The sequence below is a fragment of the Blastococcus sp. TBT05-19 genome (assembly GCF_003319095.1).
GTDB lineage: Bacteria > Actinomycetota > Actinomycetes > Mycobacteriales > Geodermatophilaceae > Blastococcus.
Genome location: NZ_QOHI01000001.1, coordinates 523850 through 544560, shown reverse-complemented (window position 1 = coordinate 544560; position 20711 = coordinate 523850). Strand labels below are relative to the sequence as shown.

The following is a 20711-nucleotide window of genomic DNA, read 5'->3' as shown; positions in this document are numbered from 1 at the left end:
GGCGACGCCCGGAAAGTTAATCGAGAACGGTCACGCTTGGTGACCGTCGCGGGATACTTCACCCCTTCGGGGGCCGGGGCCGCCGGCACGGCCGGGAGCGCCCCCCTCGCAGGGGTGAGGCGCCCCTCCGCACCGGCCTCGGCGCGCTGACCTGCGGATATCGTCGGAATTCCGACTGGGGGACGCGACCCGAGGGCGCCCTTCCGGGCCTCGCTCGGTCGCGCGGGCAGGCAAGGGACGACATGGAACTGAGCGACTACGTCGCCGCGGTGCGGCGACACTGGGTCATCTGGGTCGGCGCGACGCTGACCGGCGCGCTCGCGGGGCTCCTCGTGTTCGCCGTGACACCCGCGACCTACTCGGCGAGCGCCACCGTCTTCGTCTCGGTCTCGCCCTCGATCCCCAACAGCGCCTCGTTCGTGCAGCAGCGGGTGAAGAGCTACCCCGACATCGTGACCAGCGAGGCCGTGCTCGCCCCGGTCCGGGAGGAGCTCGGGCTCGACGTGCCGCTGGCCGAGCTCCGGACCCGGGTGTCGGCGACCAACCCGGCGGACACCACGCAGCTGCACGTCACCGTCAGCGGTCCGGACGCGGTCGAGGCGGCCGCCATCGCGAACGAGGTGGCCGACCTCTTCACCGACGTCGTCGAGACCCTGGAGACCCCGTCGTCGGGTGACCAGCCGGTGCGCCTCAGCGTCGTCGATCCCGCCGTGGCCCCGACCTCGCCGTCGTCCCCCGTGCTGCTCTACCTGCTGGTGCTCGGCGTCGTCGCCGGGCTCTTCGCCGGCCTGGCGGCCGCGGTCGTCAGGAGCCGGGTGGACTCGACGCTGCACACCGAGGACGACGTCCGCCGCGCCTGGGGCGAGGACGCCGGGGACACCGAGGTCCTCGTGCAGCCCTCCGGTCGCCGCCGCCGCAGCGCCCTGACCGGGCAGGCGGCCGGCACGCTCGCCCGGCGGCTCGAGCTGCACGCCGAGAAGCAGCCGGTGCGGATCGCGGTCCTCTCCCCTGCGCCCGCGGACGAGCAGGCGTCCCGCGCCTTCGCCGAGCAGGTCACCGAGGTGCTCGGCGGCCGCGGCCTGACGGCCGCCGTGACCGAGTCCCTCACCGGCGCGGTCGGGAACGACGGTCCGCGGATCCGTCTGGACCTCGCCGACCCGCTGATGCCGCTGCGCTCCTGGAAGCAGGTGGCCGAGCGCCACGACGGCGTCGTCCTGGTCGTGACGAGCGGCCGGGTCGACGACCGGGAGCTCCGCGAGATGCGCACCATCCTGGGCTCGGCGGGGATCACCCCGCTCGCCATCGCCCTGGTGCCGCGGGGTCGGGGCCGCCGTTCCCCGCACGACGACGCGGACGTCGCGCAGCCGGTCCTGCCGACGCCGCCGAGGCCGACCCCGGTCGCGACGACCGGCAAGCCGGTCGCGATGAACGGCGCCCGGCGCGGCTGAGCCGACGCACGGCACGCACCGACGGGCCGGCCGGGACCGCGGTCCCGGCCGGCCCGTCGGCGTTCCCGGGGCCGTCGGCCGGACCTGGTCCCTGTGACGACGCCCTGTCGACGGCGGGTCAGGTGGCGGTCGCGATCCCGCGGGGCAGTCGCCAGGGTGGCTTCAGGGCTGTGCGTCCGCCGCCTCGCCGTCGCGACGCCAGCGTCCAACGAAGAAGGTCCTGATCAGGAGCACCGCGGTCAGCGTGACCGCCCATCCGATGACGAAGCCCGTCCATCCGAGCGACAGCAGCCACGGGAGGTTCACGACTCCACTGACCAGGCCGTGCGTCGCGAGGGAGGGCGCACGAGGTAGTCGGGCCCCCACCCCTCGACGGTTCGGCTGCTCCCCCTCGCCCTGGTGCCGGGCCATGTCCACGGTGTCCACCCTGCCGTCAGCCGTGCCGTCGCCACCATGCTGCTGGGTCGCTGACCAGGGGTGCGCGGAGCGCACCGCCCTGTCATCCGATCGAGGACGGACGCGCGACCGTGCTCAGGGGGTTGCTCGCGCGGTGTCTCCTCGGGGCGCGCTCCGAGGAAGGGTCAGCCGGTGAGCGCAGCAGGCCGCGGTCGGCGGGCGGGCAACGCCGGCCCGGCACCGCTCTCCGGGGGCTGCTCGGCGAGGCGGCGACGGGAGCCACCCTCGGCCAGCAGCGAGATGGCCAGGAAGGCGAGGAAGTCGGGGGTCGCGTCGAACAACCCGCTCTCGAGCACGCTGCGGCCGAGCAGGAAGACCAGTGCTCCGAGGAACAGCGCCCGGGACTCCCGTGGGGCCCGGAGCGCTCCGCGCACGGTCCACAGGGCCCAGGCCGAGGCCACGAGGAGACCCACCAGTCCGACCTGCACGAGCAGGGAGACCCAGCTGCTGTCCAGCGGCTGCTCGTCCCAGTACTGACCCTTGACCGGGATGATCTTGACCGACATGCCGCCACCGAAGAAGAGCTGCCAGTTGTCGTCGGCCCACGTGGTCGCGGCGTCCCAGGCGATGAACCGCGACTCCACCGTGCTGGTGCCGTCGCCGTCGCGCTCGAGGAAGGCGGTCAGCGCATCGGTGCTGAGCGCCGCGACGGTGGCGGCAGCTGCCAGCAGCAGTCCGCTGACGACCAGGCCGACGCGGGCACGCCGCACGTGCAGCGCCATGATCACCAGGGCGGGCACGAGCATGAGCAGCGCCGTCCGCGAGCCGGTGAACCACAGGACGCCGAGCGCCACCACGGCGATCCCCGCCATGGGGACGCCACTGGCCCCCAGCGCGATCCGCCACGCGGCGTACAGCACCACGAGGCAGGCGAGCAGCGCGAGCTCGTTGGGGGCCAGCTGCGGAAAACCCCCGGCCAGCCGGCCCGAGGAGAGGCTCGGCAGGCCGCTGACCGCCGCCACCCCGCCGATCCCCGCGGAGGACCACGCCAGGGCGGCGAAGAACTGGGTGCCGGTGTAGCAGCGCAGGAGCAGCACGACGGTGAGCGCGACGATGGTCACGCGCACCGCGATGACCCCGCCGGCGACCAGCGGTCCGTGGGTCAACGCCCCGAGCACCGAGGCGGCGAGCAGCAGTCCCAGCGCCCAGAGCGTGCCCGTCCCCAGGCGGAGGGCGACGCGCCGGGTACCGAAGTAGGCCAGGACGAGCGCCGCCACGCTGAGCAGGCCCTTGGCCGCGACGACCGGGTCCACCGAGCCGGTGAAGTAGGTGCCGCGCCGCCAGCCCACGGTCGTGAGGACCAGCAGCAGCATGCAGACCAGCAGGCGGCCGGGGACCGCCGTCTCCCGCACCCGCGCGGTCACGCCGGGACCTCGTCCCGGGCGGGCCGGCGGGCCGGCCGGCCGGCACCTCGCCGGACCAGCGGGACGACGACGGACTGGCGGACGGCGAGCGCGGTCAGCGCCGGGCCGGCGGCGAGCACGAACGGCGCCCAGGCCACCGCGTGCGGCGCGACGAGCACCAGCGCGGCGACACCGCCGAGGGAGACCAGCTCGACGGCGCGCAGCGCGAGGACCCGGCGCTGCTCGCCGTGCACCGAGGACAGCGACGCGTAGGGCAGCAGCAGCGCCGCGCAGGCGGCGTACACGGTCCAGCCGGCGACGGCCGCCACGGGCACGTCGTACCCGCCGCCGGTCAGCGCGGGCCCGAGCCACGGCAGCGCGGCCAGTGCCGCGACCCCGAGCGTGGCGATCCCCGCCACGAGGCCCAGTGACGCCCGGTCGGCCACCCGCAGGCTGTCCGGCAGCGGCCGGTCGCGCAGGCCGACGAAGTGCGGCAGCAGGAACGAGGCGATGCCCGCCACGAGCGTGAGCATCGGCGCGGTGTAGACGCGGGCGGCCTCCAGCGGCCCGTAGGCCAGCGCGCCGACCGTCCCCACGAGCAGCAGCCGCAGCAGCGTCAGCGAGCCCGGACGGACGGTCTGGGCGGCCGCCCGCCACACGCCGAAGTCGGCGACGGTGCGCAGGCCCGGACGGCGCCACGGCCCGGCCGGCCGTTCGGCCGCGGGCAGCAGCCACCAGGCGACCACGGCTGCCGAGACCTGCCCGGCCAGCAGCGCGACGACGAACGAGCTGAGCGTCACCCCACCGGCCAGGCCGCACAGCACCAGCGCCGCCAGCGCGCCGACCAGGCTCGTGGCGTCCACCACCGGCAGAGCGCTGTACCGGCCGGTGGCCATCAGCAGCCGGCGCAGGGTGTCCTCGACGACGAACGCGGCGCACGCGGGGGCCAGCAGGAGCCCTGCCCAGACCGGCACCGCGTCCGTGACCAGCGCGGCCAGCGCCCCGGCCAGGCCGGCGGCGGCGGACACGAGGACGGTCCAGACGTGCAGGCCGGCGCGCACCGCGCGGTCGTGCCGGTCCAGCACCGTCAGGGAGTCACCGACCATCCCGCTGCACACCGCGGTGACCAGCACGAGCGCGCCGTAGACCAGGGAGAACACCGCCAGCCCGCCTGCGCCGAGCAACCGGGCGGCGGCGACCTGCAGGGTCAGCCCGGCCAGCGCCATCGTGGCCTGGCCGATGACGGCGGTGGTCGCCCGACGGCGCAGCAGGCCGGTCAGGGACGAGAGCACGGAGGGCACGTCCGGTCCGCCTGTCAGCGTCCGGGAGCGGGCAGGGGGCGGCGGATGCGCACGCCGTGCCGGACGAGCCGCGCCAGGATGTGCGCGCGGGTGTCGCGGGGGCTCACGTAGCAGCGCGGCAGGGTGTGCCGGTCCCCGGGCACGTAGTCGCCGGTGACGCAGGCGTTGTCGTACCCGGCCGCGCGCACGGCGTCGGCGGCCGCGGCGTCGTAGGACCCGTACGGGTAGCAGAAACCCGGCACCTCGGCCTGGAGCACGTCCTCGAGCAGCCGCCGGCTGTCCCCCACCTCGGCGGCGAGCGTCGCCGGGGCGGCACCGGCGAGCCGAGCGTGGGTCATCGTGTGGCTGCCGACCTCGTGCCCGGCGGCCGCCGCCGCGCGCACCTGGTCGGCGGTCATGATCGGGAACTGCGGGCCGGTGTCCCACGAGTTCGTGGCGCCCATGTGGCCGGCGACCACGTAGACGGTGGCCGTCATGCCGTGCCGTGCCAGGACCGGCACGGCGGTGGTGAGGAAGTCCGCGAAACCGTCGTCGAAGGTCAGGCCGACGAGGCCGGCGGCCTGCCCGCGGTCGACGGCGTGCAGCAGCTCGGTCTGCGAGACGCCGCGCAGACCGAGCCGGCGCAGCAGCCCCAGGTGCCGGTCGAGCCGGTCGGGGTGCACCCGGATCGCGTGCGGATCGGGCTCGGACGAGGCGCTGATCGAGTGGTACATCAGCACCGCCGGGGCGGAGACCCGGCTGACGACGGCGCTCATGCCGCGGCCCCCGATCCGGTGGCCGGCGCGAGCAGCTCCCGGGACGCCGGCAGGGGCGCGTGGAGCGCGGCGACGGCGTCGACCAGCTCGGCGGCGTACCGATCGGGCGCCGAGCGCCGCCGGGCCACGGCGGCGTCGGCGAGGGCGGCCTCGCGGAAGCGGGGCCAGTCGGCGGCCACGCGGGCGATCGCGTCGGCCCAGGCGCCGGCGTCGCCGGCGGGGACGGCCTGGGCGCCGGCGTAGCCGGCCGCGGCCTCCCGCAGGCCGCTGTGGTCGCTGACCACCAGCGGCCGGGCGGCGAGGACCGCCTCCACCGCGGTGTTGCCGAACGACTCGTCGCCCACCGCGGGCACGAGCACGACGTCGGCGCGGGCCAGGTCGGGCCAGACGTCGGCGTGGAAACCGAGGAACTCCACCCGGTCCCCGAGGCCGGCGTCGGCCACGCTCGCGCGCAGCTCCTCGGCGAACCACTCGTAGCCCGGGAAGACGTCGCCGACGACGGTCAGGCGGGCGTCCACGCCGCGGCGGGTGAGCTCGGCCAGCGCGGCGACGGCCACCTGCGGGCCCTTGCGGGGGTTGAGCCGGCCGACGAACAGCAGGCGCACCGGGCCGTCGAGGCCCTCCCGGGCCGGGGCGACCTCCGCGGGCCCGCGCACGGCGTTGTGCACGACGGTCGCGCGCCGGCGCAGTCGCGGCGCCACCTCGGTGAGGACGTCGAGGGTGAACCGGCTGTTGGCCACCACGCGGTCGGCCAGGGCCGGGCACAGCGCCATCCCCCGGCGCAGCAGCCGCGGAGCGGACTGCTCGGCCTCGTGCACGTGGCAGATCGAGCGCCGGCCGGCCAGCCGGGCCAGCAGCGGCCAGGACGGCAGGGTGAGGGTGCTGACGTAGACACCCGCCGCGCCGTGCCGGCGCAGCAGCCGCAGCGCGGGCACCAGGCCGCGGACGGCATCGGCGAGCAGCCGGAGGGCACCGCGCGGCCGCAGCGCGGAGTTGCGCAGCACGGGCATCGGGCACAGCTCGACGGCCACCCCTCGGGCCTCGAGCTCCGCGACCAGCGGGCCGGGGCCGGGCAGGACGACGGTCACCGCGAAGCGGCCGGCCAGCGCGGTCGCCGACTCCAGCAGCATCCGGTCGGCCCCGTACAGCTCCGACCCCGGGTGCACCACCAGCAGCGGCGGGCGGTCCTCCTGGCCGGTCATCGGGGCAGTCGGTCCATCTCGCGGAACCACTTGACCAGCGCGAGGGCGAGGAAGAGCCCCTCGGCCAGGCCGAGGGCCGCGTAGACCGGGACGAAGACCGACGTCGCGCCGAAGAGCACGAAGGCGAGCGCCAGGACGCCGTAGTCGGTCGGCAGCGCCAGGACCGAGCGGGCGATGCCCACCTGCTGCGTGGGGCCCTGGGCGCGCGTGGCGGCGCCGTGCTGGGCGCGCAGCGCCTCGTTCAGCATCATCGCGAAGAAGATCACGACGTCGACGAAGCAGAACCCGAGCGGGATGAGCAGCACGGCCGGGTCGACGTCGGTGAAGCGGTACAGGCCGATCGCCACGGCCAGGTGCAGGCCGGCGACCTTGGCGGCGTCGACCATGTGGTCGAGCCACTCCCCCGCCGGCGAACCGCCACCGCGCAGGCGGGCGAGCTGGCCGTCGGCGGCGTCGAGGCCGTAGCCGAGGACCAGGCAGGCGGCGACGGTCAGCCCCATCGGAACCGACGGCGGCACGAGCGCGAGCAGCGCGATGCCGGTGGCGGTGAACGCGGCGCTGACGGCGGTCACCGCGTTGGGGGTCAGCCCCGCGCCGAACGCGAGCGCGGCGAAGAACCGGCCGAGCGGCCGGTTCACGAAGCGCGAGTACAGCGGCGCCCCGGCCGAACCCTTCTGGGCGGCCGACAGCCGCTGGAGCGTGGCCCGCAGCCCCTCGGGGTCCGCCGGGCGCGGTGCGGGAGCGGCAGCCGTTCCCGGCCACGCCTCCTCGACCTCGGCGAGGGCGTTCCCCGAGCCGTCCACTGTGGCCTCCCGTGCTGTGCCTGACCGGTCCGACGGCATGCGGCCGCGCGGGACGCACGGTCGCTGGTCGTCGCTCCGACCAGCATCTACGCGTCCGGGAGGCATGGGGAGGGCTGGCCGGACGCCCTCACCCCCACGGGTCACCCGGTCGGGCGTCGTCCTCCCGTGGCGCCGGCGGACAGCACCGTGCCGCGGACAGCACGGTGCCGCGGACAGCACAGTGCCGGGCCGGCCACGGGGGCCGGCCCGGCACGGGGCTCGTCGTGCGGGTCAGCGCACGGCGGTGGCGGTGATCCCCTCGAACCGCACGCCGACCGGGCCGGTCGCGCTGCCCGACAGGTAGGCCGCGATCCCGATCCCGCCGGGCGCCTGGAGCTCGGCGGCGGTGTCGGTGCGGACCAGGGTCGGGGTGGCCGGCTCGGCCGTGCCGCCCTGCCACACCGTGAGGGCCAGGTCCGTCGTGCCGCTGCCGGTCACGCGGAACCGGACCTCCAGCGGCATGCCGGCGGTGTAGGTGACGCCGCGGAGCGTGGTCACCGGGCCGAGGATGGTCTCCACCCCGGCGACCTCGCGGATGATCGCCACGCCGACGCTGCCGTCGGGCAGCACCCGGAGCCGGGCGTTGTACTGGGCGGTCCCGACCCGGCGCCCCGTCACGAAGGCGTAGGCACCGGTGCCGGTGGCCGGCACCGCCGAGAACGACACCGTGGTGCGGACGTCGACGGCGGCGGCGGAGACCCCGCCGAGGTAGGAACCCGTGTTGTTGCCCGGGTTGACCGTCAGCACCGCCCCGCCGTCCACGGCCGCCTGGCGCGAGGCGCCCGCCGCCGAGGTCCAGGCCCCGCCCAGGTCGGCGGTCCCCAGGCCGCCGGTCACCGCCCGCTCGAAGGCGTCGGCCGCGACCTGCACGGCCGGCTCCTCCACCGGCGGGGCGGCCGGCGAGGTCACGGTGACCGTCCGGGTGGTGGTCGCCGTGGCCCCCTCGTCGTCGGTCACCGTCAACCGCACGGTGTAGGTGCCCGCCGCCGCGTAGGTGTGGGTGGCGGTGGCACCGGTGGCCGACGACCCGTTCCCGAAGTCCCAGTCGGCACGGGCGACGCGGCCGTCGGTGTCGGCGGAACCCGCGGCGTCGACGGCGACCGCGAGGTCCGTGGCCTCCGCGGTGAAGGTGGCCGTGGGAGCCAGGTTGGTGTGCGGCCCCGCGCCGACCAGGCCGACCCGGAAGCCGGTGAACCGCACCGCGGTGGCCGCGATGTTGCTGCTCGGGCGGTAGGCCGCGAGACCCACCGACCCGGGCGCCTGCAGTGCCGCGGTCGTGTCCGTCCGCGACAGCTGCGGCTGCGCGGGCTCCGGCTGGCCGGCCGCCCACACCGACGCGGTGATGGCGGTGGTCCCGCTGCCCGAGACCTGCACCCGGGTCGCCAGGGCGGTGCCCGGCGTCCAGGTCAGCCCCGGCACCGTGACCTCCCCGCCGGGGAACGCCTCGACGCCCCCGGCCTGCCGGTACAGGGCCAGGTGCACCGCACCCGCGGCATCGACCCGGACCCGGACCCGGTACTCGTCACCGGCAGCCGTGCGCCGGCCGGTCACGTAGGCCCACGTGCCGCTGGTGCCGGTCGGCGCGGCGCCGAGCGTGACGGTGCTCCGGATGTCCGCGCTCGTGGTGCTCACGCCGGCCAGGTGCGACGCCGTGTTGTTGCCGGCGCCGGGCAGGCCCAGCTCGGCGACGCCGTCGGTGACCGACTGCCGCGGAGCACCGACGAGCGCCGTCCACGCGCCACCGACGTCCGCCGTGCCCAGGCCACCGGTGACCGAGCGGCCGAAGGTGTCCTTGGCGATCGGGGCGGTCGGGATCGGCGCGGTGACGGTGACCTCCTGGGAGGTGGTCGCCGTGGCGCCCTCGTCGTCGGTGACCGTGAGCGTCACGGTGTAGGTGCCGGCCGTGGCGAACACGTGCGTCGCGGTGACCCCGGTGGCGTCGGCGGAGCCGTCACCCCAGTTCCAGGAGTGGGTGGCCACGGTGCCGTCGGCGTCGTCGCTGGCCGAGCCGTCGACCGCCACGTCCAGGTCGCGGCCGGTGGCGGTGAACGCCGCCGTCGGAGCCTGGTTGACCCGCGCGGGAGCCACGGTGACCAGCGTCTTCGCCGTCGTGGTGGTGCCCTTGTCGTCGGTCACGGCGAGCGTGACGACGTAGCGGCCCGCGGCGGCGTACGTGTGCGACGCCGTCGCACCGGTGCCCTTCTCCCCGTCGCCGAAGTCCCAGGCGTAGGAGGCGACCGAGCCGTCGCTGTCGGTCGAGCCGCGGGCGTCGAGCGCCGCGGTCAGACCGGTGGCGGTGGCGGCGATGCGGGCGGTCGGCGGCATGTTCCCGGCCACGGCGACCCCGCCGGCGGCGGCGTGCGCGGCCACCTGCTGGGCCGAGAGCGCGGTGCCGTAGAGGGCCACCTCGTCCATGCGCCCGGTGAACGTGCTCACGCCGGCGACGGCCTTGTCGGCCCCGACCCGGAAGTAGCCGTTGTAGGACTGCCCGGTCGTCACATCGGTGCGCGAGGCGACGCGGACGCCGTCCACGTAGAGCGCGATGCCCGAGGAGCTCATCGTGGCGGCCACGTGGTGCCATGCCCCGTCGGTGACCCGGACGGTGCTGGTGACCGACCGGATCTCGCTGGAGAGCCCGAACCACGTCGGCACCCTGACGGCGAAGGAGACCCGGCCGTCGTTCTGCAGGTACACCTGCCGGTCGAAGGTCGAGCTGGTGCCCGTGGCCTTGTTGCCGAAGCCCATGATCCGGCCACCCGACGTCGACGACGTCTGGATCCACGCCTCCTGGGTGAAGGTGTTCGGCGCGGCGGTGGTGCCCCGTGTGGCCAGGGACGCCGTCGAGCTGCCGTTGAAGGAGTAGGCGGTGTCGCCCGGCACGGCCCCGGCCTGGTTGCGGGTGACGCCCGCGCCGACCGTCATCGGACGGCTGCCGATCGCGTCGACGGCGTTGCCCGAGACCTCACCGAGGCGCCAGTGGTTGGACGCACCGTCGGCACGCACCGTGTCGGCGTAGGGCCGGGTCTCGCCACCGGTCGCCGCGGCGACCGAGACGGCCACCCAGGGCGTCGCGACGGTGTTGCCGAACGGGTCGGTCGCGGTGACGCGGTAGCGCAGGTCGCCGCTGACGCCGGCGTCGCCGGCGGACATGGCCGGCCGGTTCCACCAGGTCGAGGCCTGGACGGTCTCGGCGACCGGCAGGGCCTGACCCTCGCGCTCGACGCGGTAGACCAGGTTCGCGTTGTCCTGGTCCGACGTCGCGGTCCAGCTCACCGTGACCCGGCCGGGCGCCGGCGAGATCGCGGTCGCGGTGAAGCCCTCGCGCGCCGGGCCCACCGCGTTCGGTGCGCTGTCGGGCAGCGCGAAGCGCACCAGGCCCTGCTGCCCGACGCCGTTGACCCTCGGGAACTCACCGCCGTAGACGACGTAGCGGTCGTTGCCGGTGACCGACCAGCCGGCCTGGTACTGCTTGGTGTAGTCGCCCGGCGTCAGCGTCGGGAACCAGGGCAGCAGCGACGGCGCCGGCTGCCCGCGGAAGTTGGCGTTGGCCATGGTCTTGGTCCCGACGGTGCCCGTGGCGCCCAGCGTGAAGGCGACGCCGAAGCGGTGCGTGCGCGGGTTCTGCTCCGGGAAGCCACCGATCTGGCTGCAGTCGTGGCTGTGGCTGGCCACGTAGACGACCCCGCCGGTCGAGTAGTTCGAGTAGGAGTCGCCTCGGCAGTCGTTGATCGCCACGATGGCGCCGCCGTCGGCCTGGACGACGAACGAGCCCTCGAGGTTGCCCGGGCCGTAGTAGTCGTAGGCGGTGCCGATGACCAGGTCACCGGACGTGGTCAGGCTGTGCACCGCGGAGTTGACGCCCTGGTTGGTCAGCCGCTGGTTGATCGCGAACGGCTTCGTGGCACCGGAGACCGGGTCCAGCGCGGCCACGCCGGTGGCCTTGACGCCGTTCATGCTGTCGAAGCGCCCGCCGGCGATGACCTGCCCCGTGCCGGCGACGGTCAGGGCGAGGACGGCGTCGCTGGTCTTGGCGTTGCCCTCGGGGTTGTTCGGCAGCCGGTTCCCGGCGGTGGAACCCACGCCGGGCACCGGGGCCCAGGGCAGCAGGCTGCCGTCGGCGGCCTTGACCGCGGCCAGCCGGCTGCGGCTGACGCTGCCGACGGCGGTGATGCTGCCGCCCAGGTACACGGTGTCGTTCGTGGCCGCGAGGGCGGCGACCTGGCTCTGCACGGCCGGGGCGAAGCCGGCGACGAGGGCGCCGGTCGCGGTGTCGAAGGCGGCGACGCGACGGCGGGTCTGGCCGTCGACGGCGGTGAAGTCACCGGCGACGTACACCCGGGAGCCGTCGGGCGAGGCCGCGACGGCCAGCACCTGGCCGTTGAGGTCGTGCGCGAAGGAGGTGATGAGCTCACCGGTGCGGATGTCGTAGGCGAGCAGGTTCGCCCGCGGCGTCTCGCCGGTCCCCACGGGCGCTCCCGCGGGCCGGGCGCTCGTGAACTTGCCACCCACGTACACGGTGTTGCCGACGACGGCCTGCGCCCACACGACACCGTTGATCTGCACCGTGGGCAGGGCGTCGGCGGCGACGGTGGTCGGCGTCGCGGCCGACGGGGTCAGCGGCGCGGAGTCCGCCTGGGCGACGCCGGGCAGGAGCGCCAGGCTGCCGGCCGCCAGCAGGAGGCTGACGGAGCCCGCGACGAGGCGGGCGGGCGCGCGCCGAGGCGCGTTCGAAGACGTGGACATGCGGTTCCCCCGTGTGCCAGGACCCGAGAGCGGCGGCCTCCCCCTGGATGCCGTCGTCGAGTACCGAGAGTGACGATCGCAGGTGCGGACCGTTCTGCCGATCGCCTGATCAGGTGATGAGCTGCGGTTTCCTCCCTCACAGGGAGGGGGCCCGTGACCAGCTGTGATCGGTCGATCGCACCGCGCTGATGCGGTGCGCGACGTCGAGCTGGGTGCGAGGTGCCGGGTCGCGTCGGGCGACCCGGCACCCCGGCTCACTGGGTGGCGGTCACCTGCAGGTCGTCGAACCGGACGGCGACGGGAGTGGTGGAGCTGCCGGACAGGTAGGCCGCCAGACCCACCGAGCCCGCCGCCTGCAGCACCGCCGTGGTGTCGGTGCGCACCAGCGTCGGCGCGGTCGGCCGGGTCGTCCCGGACCGCCAGACCGTGAGCTCCAGGTTCGTCGTGCCCGTGCCGGCCACCCGCAGGTGCACGTGCAGCGGCAGGTCGGCGGTGTACGTCAGCCCCGGCAGGGTGACGAAGCCCAGCGTCGTCTCCACACCGCCGACCTCGCGCACCAGGGACACCCCGACCTCGCCGCCGGGAAGCACCCGGACGCGGGCGTTGTACATCGCGGTGCCCACCCGCCGGCCGGTCACGAAGGCGTAGGCCCCGGTGCCGTTGGTCGGCACGCGGGAGAACGACACCGTCGTCCGGACGTCGACCGCGGTCTGCGACACCGACGCCAGGTGCGAGCCCGCGTTGTTGCCGGGCCCCACCGTCAGCACCGCGGCGCCGCCGGTGACCGCCTGCCGCGCGGCCCCCACGAGGGTCGTCCACGCACCACCGGTGTCGGCCGTGCCGAGGCCGCCGGTGCTCGACCGCTCGAACGTGTCCGCGGCGAGCACCTGCGGCTGCGGCTCCCCCGCCGCCGCCACCGTCACCGGACGCGTGGTCGTGGCGGTCGCGCCGTCGTCGTCGGTCACCGTGAGGGTCACGGTGTACGTGCCCGCAGCCGCGTAGGTGTGCGACGCCGTCGGCCCCGTACCCGCCGGCGTGCCGTCGCCCCAGTTCCAGGCGTACGAGGACACGGTGCCGTCGGGGTCGGTCGAGGTGGAGGCGTCCACCGCCACGGCCAGGTCCGCCGGGGTCGCGGTGAACGCCGCGACGGGCGCCTGGTTGGCCGGCGGCTCCTCCACGGGCGGATCCTCCGCGGGCGGCTCCTCGACCGGCGGCTGGGACGCGCCGACCGCCGTGACCGTCAGCGGCCCGAAGCGCACGGAGGTGGCTGCCGTGGAGTTGCCCGGTCGGTAGGCCCCGATGCCCACGCCGCCGGGGCCCTGCAGCGCCGCGGTCGTGTCCGTCCGGGTCAGCTGCGCCGCCGTCGGCTCCGGCTGGCCGGAGAGCCACACGGACCCGTCGACGGTGGTGGTGCCGGTGCCCGAGACCTGCACCCGGAGCTCCAGGGTCTTCCCCGGCGTCCAGGTCACGCCCGGCACGAGCACCTCGCCACCGGGGAAGGACTCGACGCCGCCGGTCGTCCGGGACAGCGCCAGCCACACCCGGCCGTCCGCGGCCACCCGCGACCGCACGGTGTAGTCCTGCCCGCTGCCGACCCGACGGCCGATGACGTACACGTAGGTGCCGTTCCCGGTCGGGGTGGACGTCAGCGTGAACGACGTCCGGAGATCGGCGCTCGTGGTGCTGACCGAGCCGAGGTAGGCGCCGGTGTCGTTGCCGGCGGCGGGCAGGGTCAGCACCGCGGCACCGCCGCTGACCGACTGGCGCGAGGCACCGATCGCGGCCGTCCACGCGCCGCCGAGGTCGGCGGTACCCAGCCCACCGGTCACCGACCGGGCGAAGCTGTCGCTGGCCACCGGCGGGGTGGCGCCCGGGGCGGTCACCACGACCGCCCGGGTCACGGTGGAGACCGCGCCGTCGTCGTCGGTCACCGTCAGCGCCACCTGGTAGGTCCCGGCGGTCGCATAGGTGTGGGACGCCGTGGCGCCGGAACCGTTCGGCGTCGAGTCGCCCCAGGCCCAGCTGTAGGAGGCGATCGTGCCGTCGGTGTCGGTGGAGCTCCGGGCGTCCACCGCGGCGCTCAGGCCGGACGACGTCGAGGTGAACGCCGCCGTCGGCGGCTTGTTGGCCGGAGCCACCACCGCGACCTGCCGCTCGGTGGTGCCCGTCGCACCGGCAGCGTCGGTGACGGTCAGGCGGACGGTGTAGGTGCCGCCGCTCGCGTACGTGCGGGTCGCGGTGGCCCCGGTGGCGGTGGTCCCGTCACCGAAGTCCCACGCGTACCGGCTGAGGGAACCACCGTCGGGGTCGGCGGAGAGCCGGCCGTCGAACGACCCGGTCAGCCCCTGCACGCTGGAGCTGAACGACGCCGTCGGGGCGAGGTTCGTGCTCGTCCCGGTCGTGCCGATCGCGTGGTGGCGGGCCACCTGCTCGGCGCTGAGGATGGTGGGGTAGACGGCGACCTCGTCGATGAGGCCGTTGAAGTAGGGCGCCCCGGACCAGGTGCGGTCGCCACCGATCCGCCAGTAACCGGTGAGGTAGTCCTGCGCCATGACGACGTCGGTCCGGCTGGCGACCAGTCGGCCGTCGACGAACAGCTGCATCCCCGTCGTCCCCAGGGTGGCCACGACGTGGTGCCACTGCCCGTCGTTGTAGGCGGTCGGCGTGACGAGCTCGGCGCCGAAGCCGGGGTACACACCGAAGTGCAGCCTGCCGGACGGGTCCAGGAAGATCATCCGGTCGTGGTTGTTGCTGAGCCCGGTGCGCTGGTCGCCGAAGCCGACGATCCGGCCGCCGGCGGTGCTGCGGGTCTCGAACCAGGCCTCGACCGAGAAGGTGTGCGGTCCGCGGCGCGGGGTCTGCGTCGAGAGGAAGCCACCGACGCCGTCGAACCACGTGGAGCCGTCCGCGTCACCGCGCAGCGCTCCGGACCAGTTGTGGCGGACGTCGCCGCTGCCGACGAGGTCGTCGATGCCGGTCAGGTCGGAGCGGGCGGTGCCGGAGCGCTCGCCGAGCGACCAGTGGTCGGTCGCCCCGTCCGTGGCCACCGCCGAGGCGTAGGCCCGGGCCGGCGTGGGACCGGACGAGGTGCCCGACCCGGTGCCGATGGCGGCCTCGTTGCCGAAGGGGTCGGTCACGGTGACCCGGTAGGTGTGCGCTCCGGCGGCGGCCGTGCGGTCGGTCCACGCGACGGGTGCCACCCGCCACCACAGCGACGACCGGGCGAAGGTGGCCACCGGCTGGGCACCGTTGTCCCGGTACACCCGGTAGGTGAGCACGCGGTTGTCCTGGTCGGTGGCGCCCTGCCAGCTCACGCGCAGCCCCCCGCTGGTCGCGGTGACGCCCACCCCCGGGGTGACCTCCGGACCGACGGCGTTCGGCGCGATCGAGGGGACGGCGAAGCGGACCAGGCCCTGCTGCGCCTTGCTGTTCACCCGCGGGAACTCTCCGGCGTACACGACGTACTGCCCGTTGCCCGAGACGCTCCAGCCCGCCTGGTACTGGCCGGTGACGCTCCCCTGGGACAGGAGCGGGAACCAGTTGAGCAACGCGGACGTCGGCTGCCCGGTGAAGTTCTGGTTGCGCTGGGTGCTCGGGCCGACCCGGCCGGCCGCGGCGGCGCTCATCGCCGTGGCGCGCTTCTCGACCTTCGGGTCCTGCTCCGGGTAGCCGCCGATGTTCACGCAGCTGTGCGCGTGCGACGCGATGTAGAGCACGCCGTTGGCCGGGAAGCTCGAGTAGCTGTCACCGCGGCAGTCGGCGATCCAGCGCACCCGGCCGTTGGCGGCGTCGACGGCGAAGGAGCCCTCGAGGTTGCCCGGCCCGTAGTAGTCGTACCCGGTCCCGTAGACGGTGGCGCCGTCGGTGGAGAGGCTCCAGACGGCGGAGTTGACGCCCTGGTTCGTGATGAGCCGGTTGATCTCGAAGGTCCGCGTCGCGCCGGTGGTCGGGTCGAGCGCCGTGACACCCGTGGCCTTGACGCCGTTCATCGTGTCGAAGCGCCCGGCGACCACGACCTGGCTGCCGCCACCGGTCACCACGAGGGCCTTGACGTCGTTGCTGGTCGCGGTGCTCCCCGGCTTGCTCGGGTCGGTCGGGTTGCGGTTGCCGCTGGTGGGGCCGATCCCCGGCACCGGGGCCCAGGGCAGCAGGCCGCCGTCGGACGCGCGGACCGCGGCCAGCCGGGTGCGGCTGACCCCGCCGACGGCGGTGAGGTTGCCACCGAGGTAGACCGTGGTGCCGGTGGCCGCGATGGCCGCGACCTGACCGTTGACGGTCGGCCGGAAACTGTCCACCAGGGCGCCGGTGCGCGTGTCGTAGGCGGCGATCCGGTTGCGGGGCTGCCCGTCGGCGACGGTGAAGTCACCGCCGACGTAGATCCTTGTGCCGTCCGGCGACGCCGCCACGCTGACCGCCTGGGCGTTGAGGCTCGGCGCGAAGGAGGTGACGAGCGCGCCGGTGCGGATGTCGTAGGCCAGCAGGTTGTTCCGCACGGTCTCGGCGGTGCCGGCCGGCGCCCCGGCGGGCCGGGCCCGGGTGAAGGAGCCGGCGACGTAGACGGTGTCCCCGACGACGACCTGAGCCCACGCCACGCCGTCGATCTGCACGGTGGGCAGCGCGTCGGCCGAGACCGTCACGGGGTCGGTGGCCGTCGCGGGCTGCGGAGCGGAGTCCGCCCGCGCCGTCGGGACGGTCAGCGCCCAGCTGCCGGCCGCGAGCACCATGGCCACCATCGCCGCCATGGCGCGCGTGCGCGCACCAGTCCCTGCATCCCGCATGAGAGCCCCCGCTCAAGTTCCAGTACGCGCCCGTTCCCTCGGAACGGACGCTGGACACTCTGCGTGACCATCGGGGCCTGGAACAAGGGTGAGGGGACACCCGATCCGGTGACGAGCAGGGGTCATGTCCCTCGTGCTGGTGAGAGCGGCTCACTCTGCGTGACCGTCCGCATCAGCGCTGCGGCTGCCGGCGGCGGCCCGCCCCGGGTCCGGACGCACGACGACCCGCCACCGCGGGAGCGGTGGCGGGTCGTCGTGCGCGAGCGATCCGGCGGGATCAGCCCGCCCGGCCGGTGAAGAGGAGTAGCGGCGCGCCGGCCTGGTAACCGACCTCGACGGTGATCAGGTCCCGGGCGTCGGTCGGCACGCTGAAGACGTAGACGCCCTCGCCCGACGCACCGGGGTCGACCATGCCGGTGAAGGGCCGGCGCGAGGGGTCGTCCAGCGGCGAGGCCGGCGTCCGGTCGGCACCGTGGGACAGGTTGACCGCGACGCCGTCGAGCGACACGGCCTCGCTCGTGCCGTTCTCGATGCGCACCGTCAGACGGAGTGCCGGACCGGCGATGTTCCCCGGGCCGACGGCAGTGCCCTCGATCGCCTCCACCGAGGCGATGGTGGCGACGATCCCGTTGCCCACGGCGGCCGGGGCGTCGATGGCGACCTCCGGCAGGGACGGCGGCGGCTCGTCGACGTCCTCGGTGGGCCCCGTGGGGGTGGGGGTCGGTGGCGGGGGTGCGATCGAGGTCTCGGGCGCACCCGAGGTCGACGCGGCCGCCGACTCGTCGGCGGCGGCGACGGCGCCGTCCCCGTTGCCGGGGCGGGTGACCAGGAGTGCCACGAGCGCCAGCAGGGCCACGAGCACTGCCGCGCCGATGGCGATCTGCCGGCGGCGCCGTGGCGCGGACGGCTCGTGCCCGGTGCGCGCCGCGTCGACCTGCTCGGACCTGCGACTCCAGCGGCTCACTGCTGCGCTCCCCGGAACGGGACCACGTCGGGACGCGTGGCGACGGGGTGGGCGGCGCCGACCTCCGGGGCCGGGCGCGGGAACGGCACCGGCGCCGGCGCATAGGTCGGTTCCGGGAACCGGCGACCCGAGGGACGGCGGCTCGGCACGTGCCGGCCGGCCAGCCGACGGGCCAGCTGCTCGTAGCCGGCGGCGACGTCGTCCCAGTCGTAGCCCTTCGCGAGCTCGCGGGCCCGCACCCCGGAGCGGCGGACCTGCTCCGGGTCGGCCTCGGCGGCGTCGACGAGCGCCGCGACGTCGGCGGGGCTGCCGAAGAACCGGCCCGAGTCCTCGATGACCTCGCGGTTGAAGTCGACGTCGTAGGCCAGGACGGCGGTGCCGGCACCGATCGCGCGCAGGAGCGAGGGGTTGGTGCCACCGACCGAGTGACCGTGCAGGTAGGTGTAGGCGTGCGCGTACAGCTGGTCCAGCTGGTCCTGGTCCCAGACGCCGCCGAGGAAGCGCACGCGGTCGTCGGCCAGCCCGTGCACCCGGGCGGTGTACGCGTCGGAGTACGGCGCCGAGCCCACGACGACGAGCGGCTTGGTGGCGCCGCTGCGGCGGTAGCCGTCGACGATGACGTCGACGTGGTTCTCCGGCTCGAAGCGGGCGACGGCCAGGTGGTAGCCGCCCGGGGTCAGGCCGAGCTCGGCGAGCTTGCCGGTGCCCGGGGAGATCACCGGCGCGCCGTAGGTCAGCAGGGTGGTGGGCACCCCGAACTCCGACCGGTAGTAGTCGGCGATGCCCTGGGCGTCGGCGATGAGCGCGTCGGACCAGCGCACGGCCAGCGCCTCGGCCACGCGGTAGTAGCGCTGGCCGACCGGGCCCCACTTGGCCCGCTTCCACTCGAGGCCGTCGACGTGCGTCGCGACCGGGATGCGCGCGGCCCGCAGGGCCGGCAGGAGCGGGGAGTTGGCGGCGTTGAAGACGAAGGCCGCATCGGCGCGGTGGGTCAGCAGGTGCCCGACCGAGAGCGCCGAGTGGCTCAGCGTCTCCAGCGAGCGCTTGCGCGCGGCGGGGAGGTGGACGAGGTCCATGCCCAGGTGCCGCGCGGGGCGCTCCTGGCCCGGAGCCGTGCGGCAGTACACGGTCACCCGGTGGCCCCGGTCGGCGAGCCGCCGGCCCACCTCCTCGACGGCGGTCTCGAAGCCGCCGTACCGAGCGGGTACTCCGCGCGTGCCGACCATGGCGATCCGCATGACCCCTCCATCCGTGTCCGGGAGCGCACGTCCCGGACACCTGGGAGGTGCCGGCGCAACGCCGTCTGACCAGGAGCTTCACCCATCAGATGGGCTGCGGGGACCGTTCCGCGGGGCCGCGTGACCCCTGCGAGTGACGCCCGGGAGGGGGAGGTCAGTACGCCCCGGAGCTGGAGAGCACGGCCCGGCCGGTCTTCCAGAGGATGAGCACGTCCAGCGCCAGCGACCAGTTCTCCACGTAGCGCAGGTCGAGCCGGACGGACTCCTCCCACGAGAGGTCGCTGCGTCCCGAGATCTGCCACAGGCCGGTCAGTCCCGGCTTCACCAGCAGGCGCCGGCTGACCGACGTGTCGTAGCGCGCGACCTCGGCGGGCAGCGGCGGACGAGGGCCCACCAGCGACATGGAGCCGCCGAGGACGTTGAGCAGCTGGGGCAGCTCGTCCAGGGACAGCCGCCGGAGCAGCCGGCCGACGGGGGTGACCCGGGGGTCGGCCCGCAGCTTGAAGAGCAGGCCGTCGGAGATGTTGTCCCCGCGCAGGGAGTCGAGCTGCCGTTCGGCGTCGACGACCATGCTGCGGAACTTGAGCATGGTGAACGTGCGCCCGCCCAGCCCCACCCGCTCCTGGCGGTAGAGCACGGGGCCAGGGCTGCTCAGCCGGACCGCCGCGGCGACGGTCAGGAGCACCGGGGCCAGCACGAGCAGCGCCAGCGCGGCCGCCGCGCGGTCGAAGCCGCCCTTGACGACCCGCCGCCAGCCCTCGAAGCACGGCTGCTCGACGGACAGCAGCGGCAGGCCCTCGAAGGGGCGGATGTGCAGCCGGGGGCCGGCCACCTCGATGAGGCCGGGGGCCACGAGCAGCTCGATGCCGGTGCCCTCGAGCTGCCAGGACAGCTGGCGGAGGTACTGCGCGGCGGTCTCGCTGGCCGAGGTGACGGCGATGGTGTCCGCGTCGTGCAGGTCGGCGAGCAGCAGCACGTCGTCGAGGCCGCCGACGGGCACGCCGGCCCGCTCGGCGACCCGCACCCGGTCGGCAGGGGTGACGGCCGCCGCGACCACGTCCAGCCCGGCGTACTGCTCGCGCTGCAGCCGGCCGACGAGCTCCAGCACCGCGCCACCTCGGCCGACGACGACGACCTTCTTGGTGCACTGCCCCTGGGCGCGCAGCCTGCGCAGCCGGGTGCGGGCCACGTACCGGCCCAGCAGCGTCGCGCCGGTGAGCAGCGGGATGGCCACGACGACCAGCGCGCGGCTGAGGTCGAGCGCGGCGGCGTAGGACAGGAAGCTGGCGAGCGCCAGCAGCAGGAAGCCGGCGCGGGCGACGCGGCGGTACTCGTCGCTCCCGGTGCCGTACACCCGCTCCGCGTAGGCGCCGGTGGAGCCGAGGAGGACCGGCCAGGCCACCACGAGCGCGAGCGCGGCCCACAGCAGCACGGTGCGCGGGCCGACGGGAGCGTCCTGGCCCAGCAGCACGGCGGCGCCTGCCGCGGCGGCCATCAGCGTCTCCGCCCCGGCCAGCGCGACGGTGTAGGACCGCACCCACGCGGGGGCCGAGCGCCGGACGAGGGGGCGTGGCCGTGGCAGCGACGGAGCGGTCGATCCACCGGGTGCCCCCGGCAGGATCACCGCCCCCGTACTCGCCT

General features: G+C 75.2%; 12 protein-coding genes. 1 reads left to right on the top strand and 11 read right to left on the bottom strand.

All coding sequences use genetic code 11. The annotated features are described in order from the left end of the window. Positions 1-242 precede the first annotated feature (242 nt). Positions 243-1448 (top strand): YveK family protein, encoded by a 1206-nt coding sequence (locus tag DQ244_RS02640; protein WP_113809902.1) that lies wholly within the window; start codon positions 243-245, stop codon positions 1446-1448. Between the two features lie 162 nt (positions 1449-1610). On the opposite strand, the gene DQ244_RS19280 is transcribed toward DQ244_RS02640, so the two are convergent. The 11 genes from DQ244_RS19280 to DQ244_RS02585 all read right to left on the bottom strand — a co-directional run bounded on the left by DQ244_RS19280 (position 1611) and on the right by DQ244_RS02585 (position 20607). Next, positions 1611-1754 carry a hypothetical protein gene (locus DQ244_RS19280; protein ID WP_158544451.1) on the bottom strand — a complete coding sequence of 48 codons (144 nt, stop codon included), beginning with the start codon at positions 1752-1754 and terminating at the stop codon, positions 1611-1613. Between the two features lie 275 nt (positions 1755-2029). Continuing rightward, positions 2030-3268, bottom strand: coding sequence for an O-antigen ligase (locus DQ244_RS02630; protein ID WP_113809900.1), 1239 nt, complete (start codon positions 3266-3268; stop codon positions 2030-2032). Beyond that, positions 3265-4548: a hypothetical protein gene (locus DQ244_RS02625; RefSeq protein ID WP_233491127.1), complete on the bottom strand. Its 1284-nt coding sequence runs from the start codon at positions 4546-4548 to the stop codon at positions 3265-3267. The genes DQ244_RS02630 and DQ244_RS02625 overlap by 4 nt, the downstream gene beginning before the upstream one ends. A 14-nt stretch (positions 4549-4562) precedes the next feature. After that, entirely contained in the window at positions 4563-5303 is a 741-nt protein-coding gene (locus DQ244_RS02620) for a polysaccharide deacetylase family protein (protein WP_113809899.1), read from the bottom strand. Beyond that, a complete protein-coding gene (locus DQ244_RS02615; protein WP_113809898.1) occupies positions 5300-6505 on the bottom strand; it encodes a glycosyltransferase in 1206 nt (401 codons plus the stop codon). The genes DQ244_RS02620 and DQ244_RS02615 overlap by 4 nt, the downstream gene beginning before the upstream one ends. Next, positions 6502-7308 (bottom strand): CDP-alcohol phosphatidyltransferase family protein, encoded by an 807-nt coding sequence (locus DQ244_RS02610; RefSeq protein WP_233491126.1) that lies wholly within the window; start codon positions 7306-7308, stop codon positions 6502-6504. Before DQ244_RS02610 ends, DQ244_RS02615 begins: the two co-directional genes overlap by 4 nt. Before the next feature lie 270 nt (positions 7309-7578). Next, positions 7579-12090 carry a PKD domain-containing protein gene (locus DQ244_RS02605; protein ID WP_113809896.1) on the bottom strand — a complete coding sequence of 1504 codons (4512 nt, stop codon included), beginning with the start codon at positions 12088-12090 and terminating at the stop codon, positions 7579-7581. Between the two features lie 254 nt (positions 12091-12344). Then, entirely contained in the window at positions 12345-16832 is a 4488-nt protein-coding gene (locus DQ244_RS02600) for a PKD domain-containing protein (RefSeq protein ID WP_113809895.1), read from the bottom strand. Between the two features lie 313 nt (positions 16833-17145). Beyond that, positions 17146-17832: a hypothetical protein gene (locus DQ244_RS02595; RefSeq protein ID WP_113809894.1), complete on the bottom strand. Its 687-nt coding sequence runs from the start codon at positions 17830-17832 to the stop codon at positions 17146-17148. Beyond that, a complete protein-coding gene (locus DQ244_RS02590) occupies positions 17829-19070 on the bottom strand; it encodes a DUF1972 domain-containing protein (RefSeq protein ID WP_113809893.1) in 1242 nt (413 codons plus the stop codon). Before DQ244_RS02590 ends, DQ244_RS02595 begins: the two co-directional genes overlap by 4 nt. Positions 19071-19224: 154 nt before the next feature. After that, positions 19225-20607 (bottom strand): sugar transferase, encoded by a 1383-nt coding sequence (locus DQ244_RS02585; RefSeq protein WP_233491125.1) that lies wholly within the window; start codon positions 20605-20607, stop codon positions 19225-19227. Positions 20608-20711 lie beyond the last annotated feature (104 nt).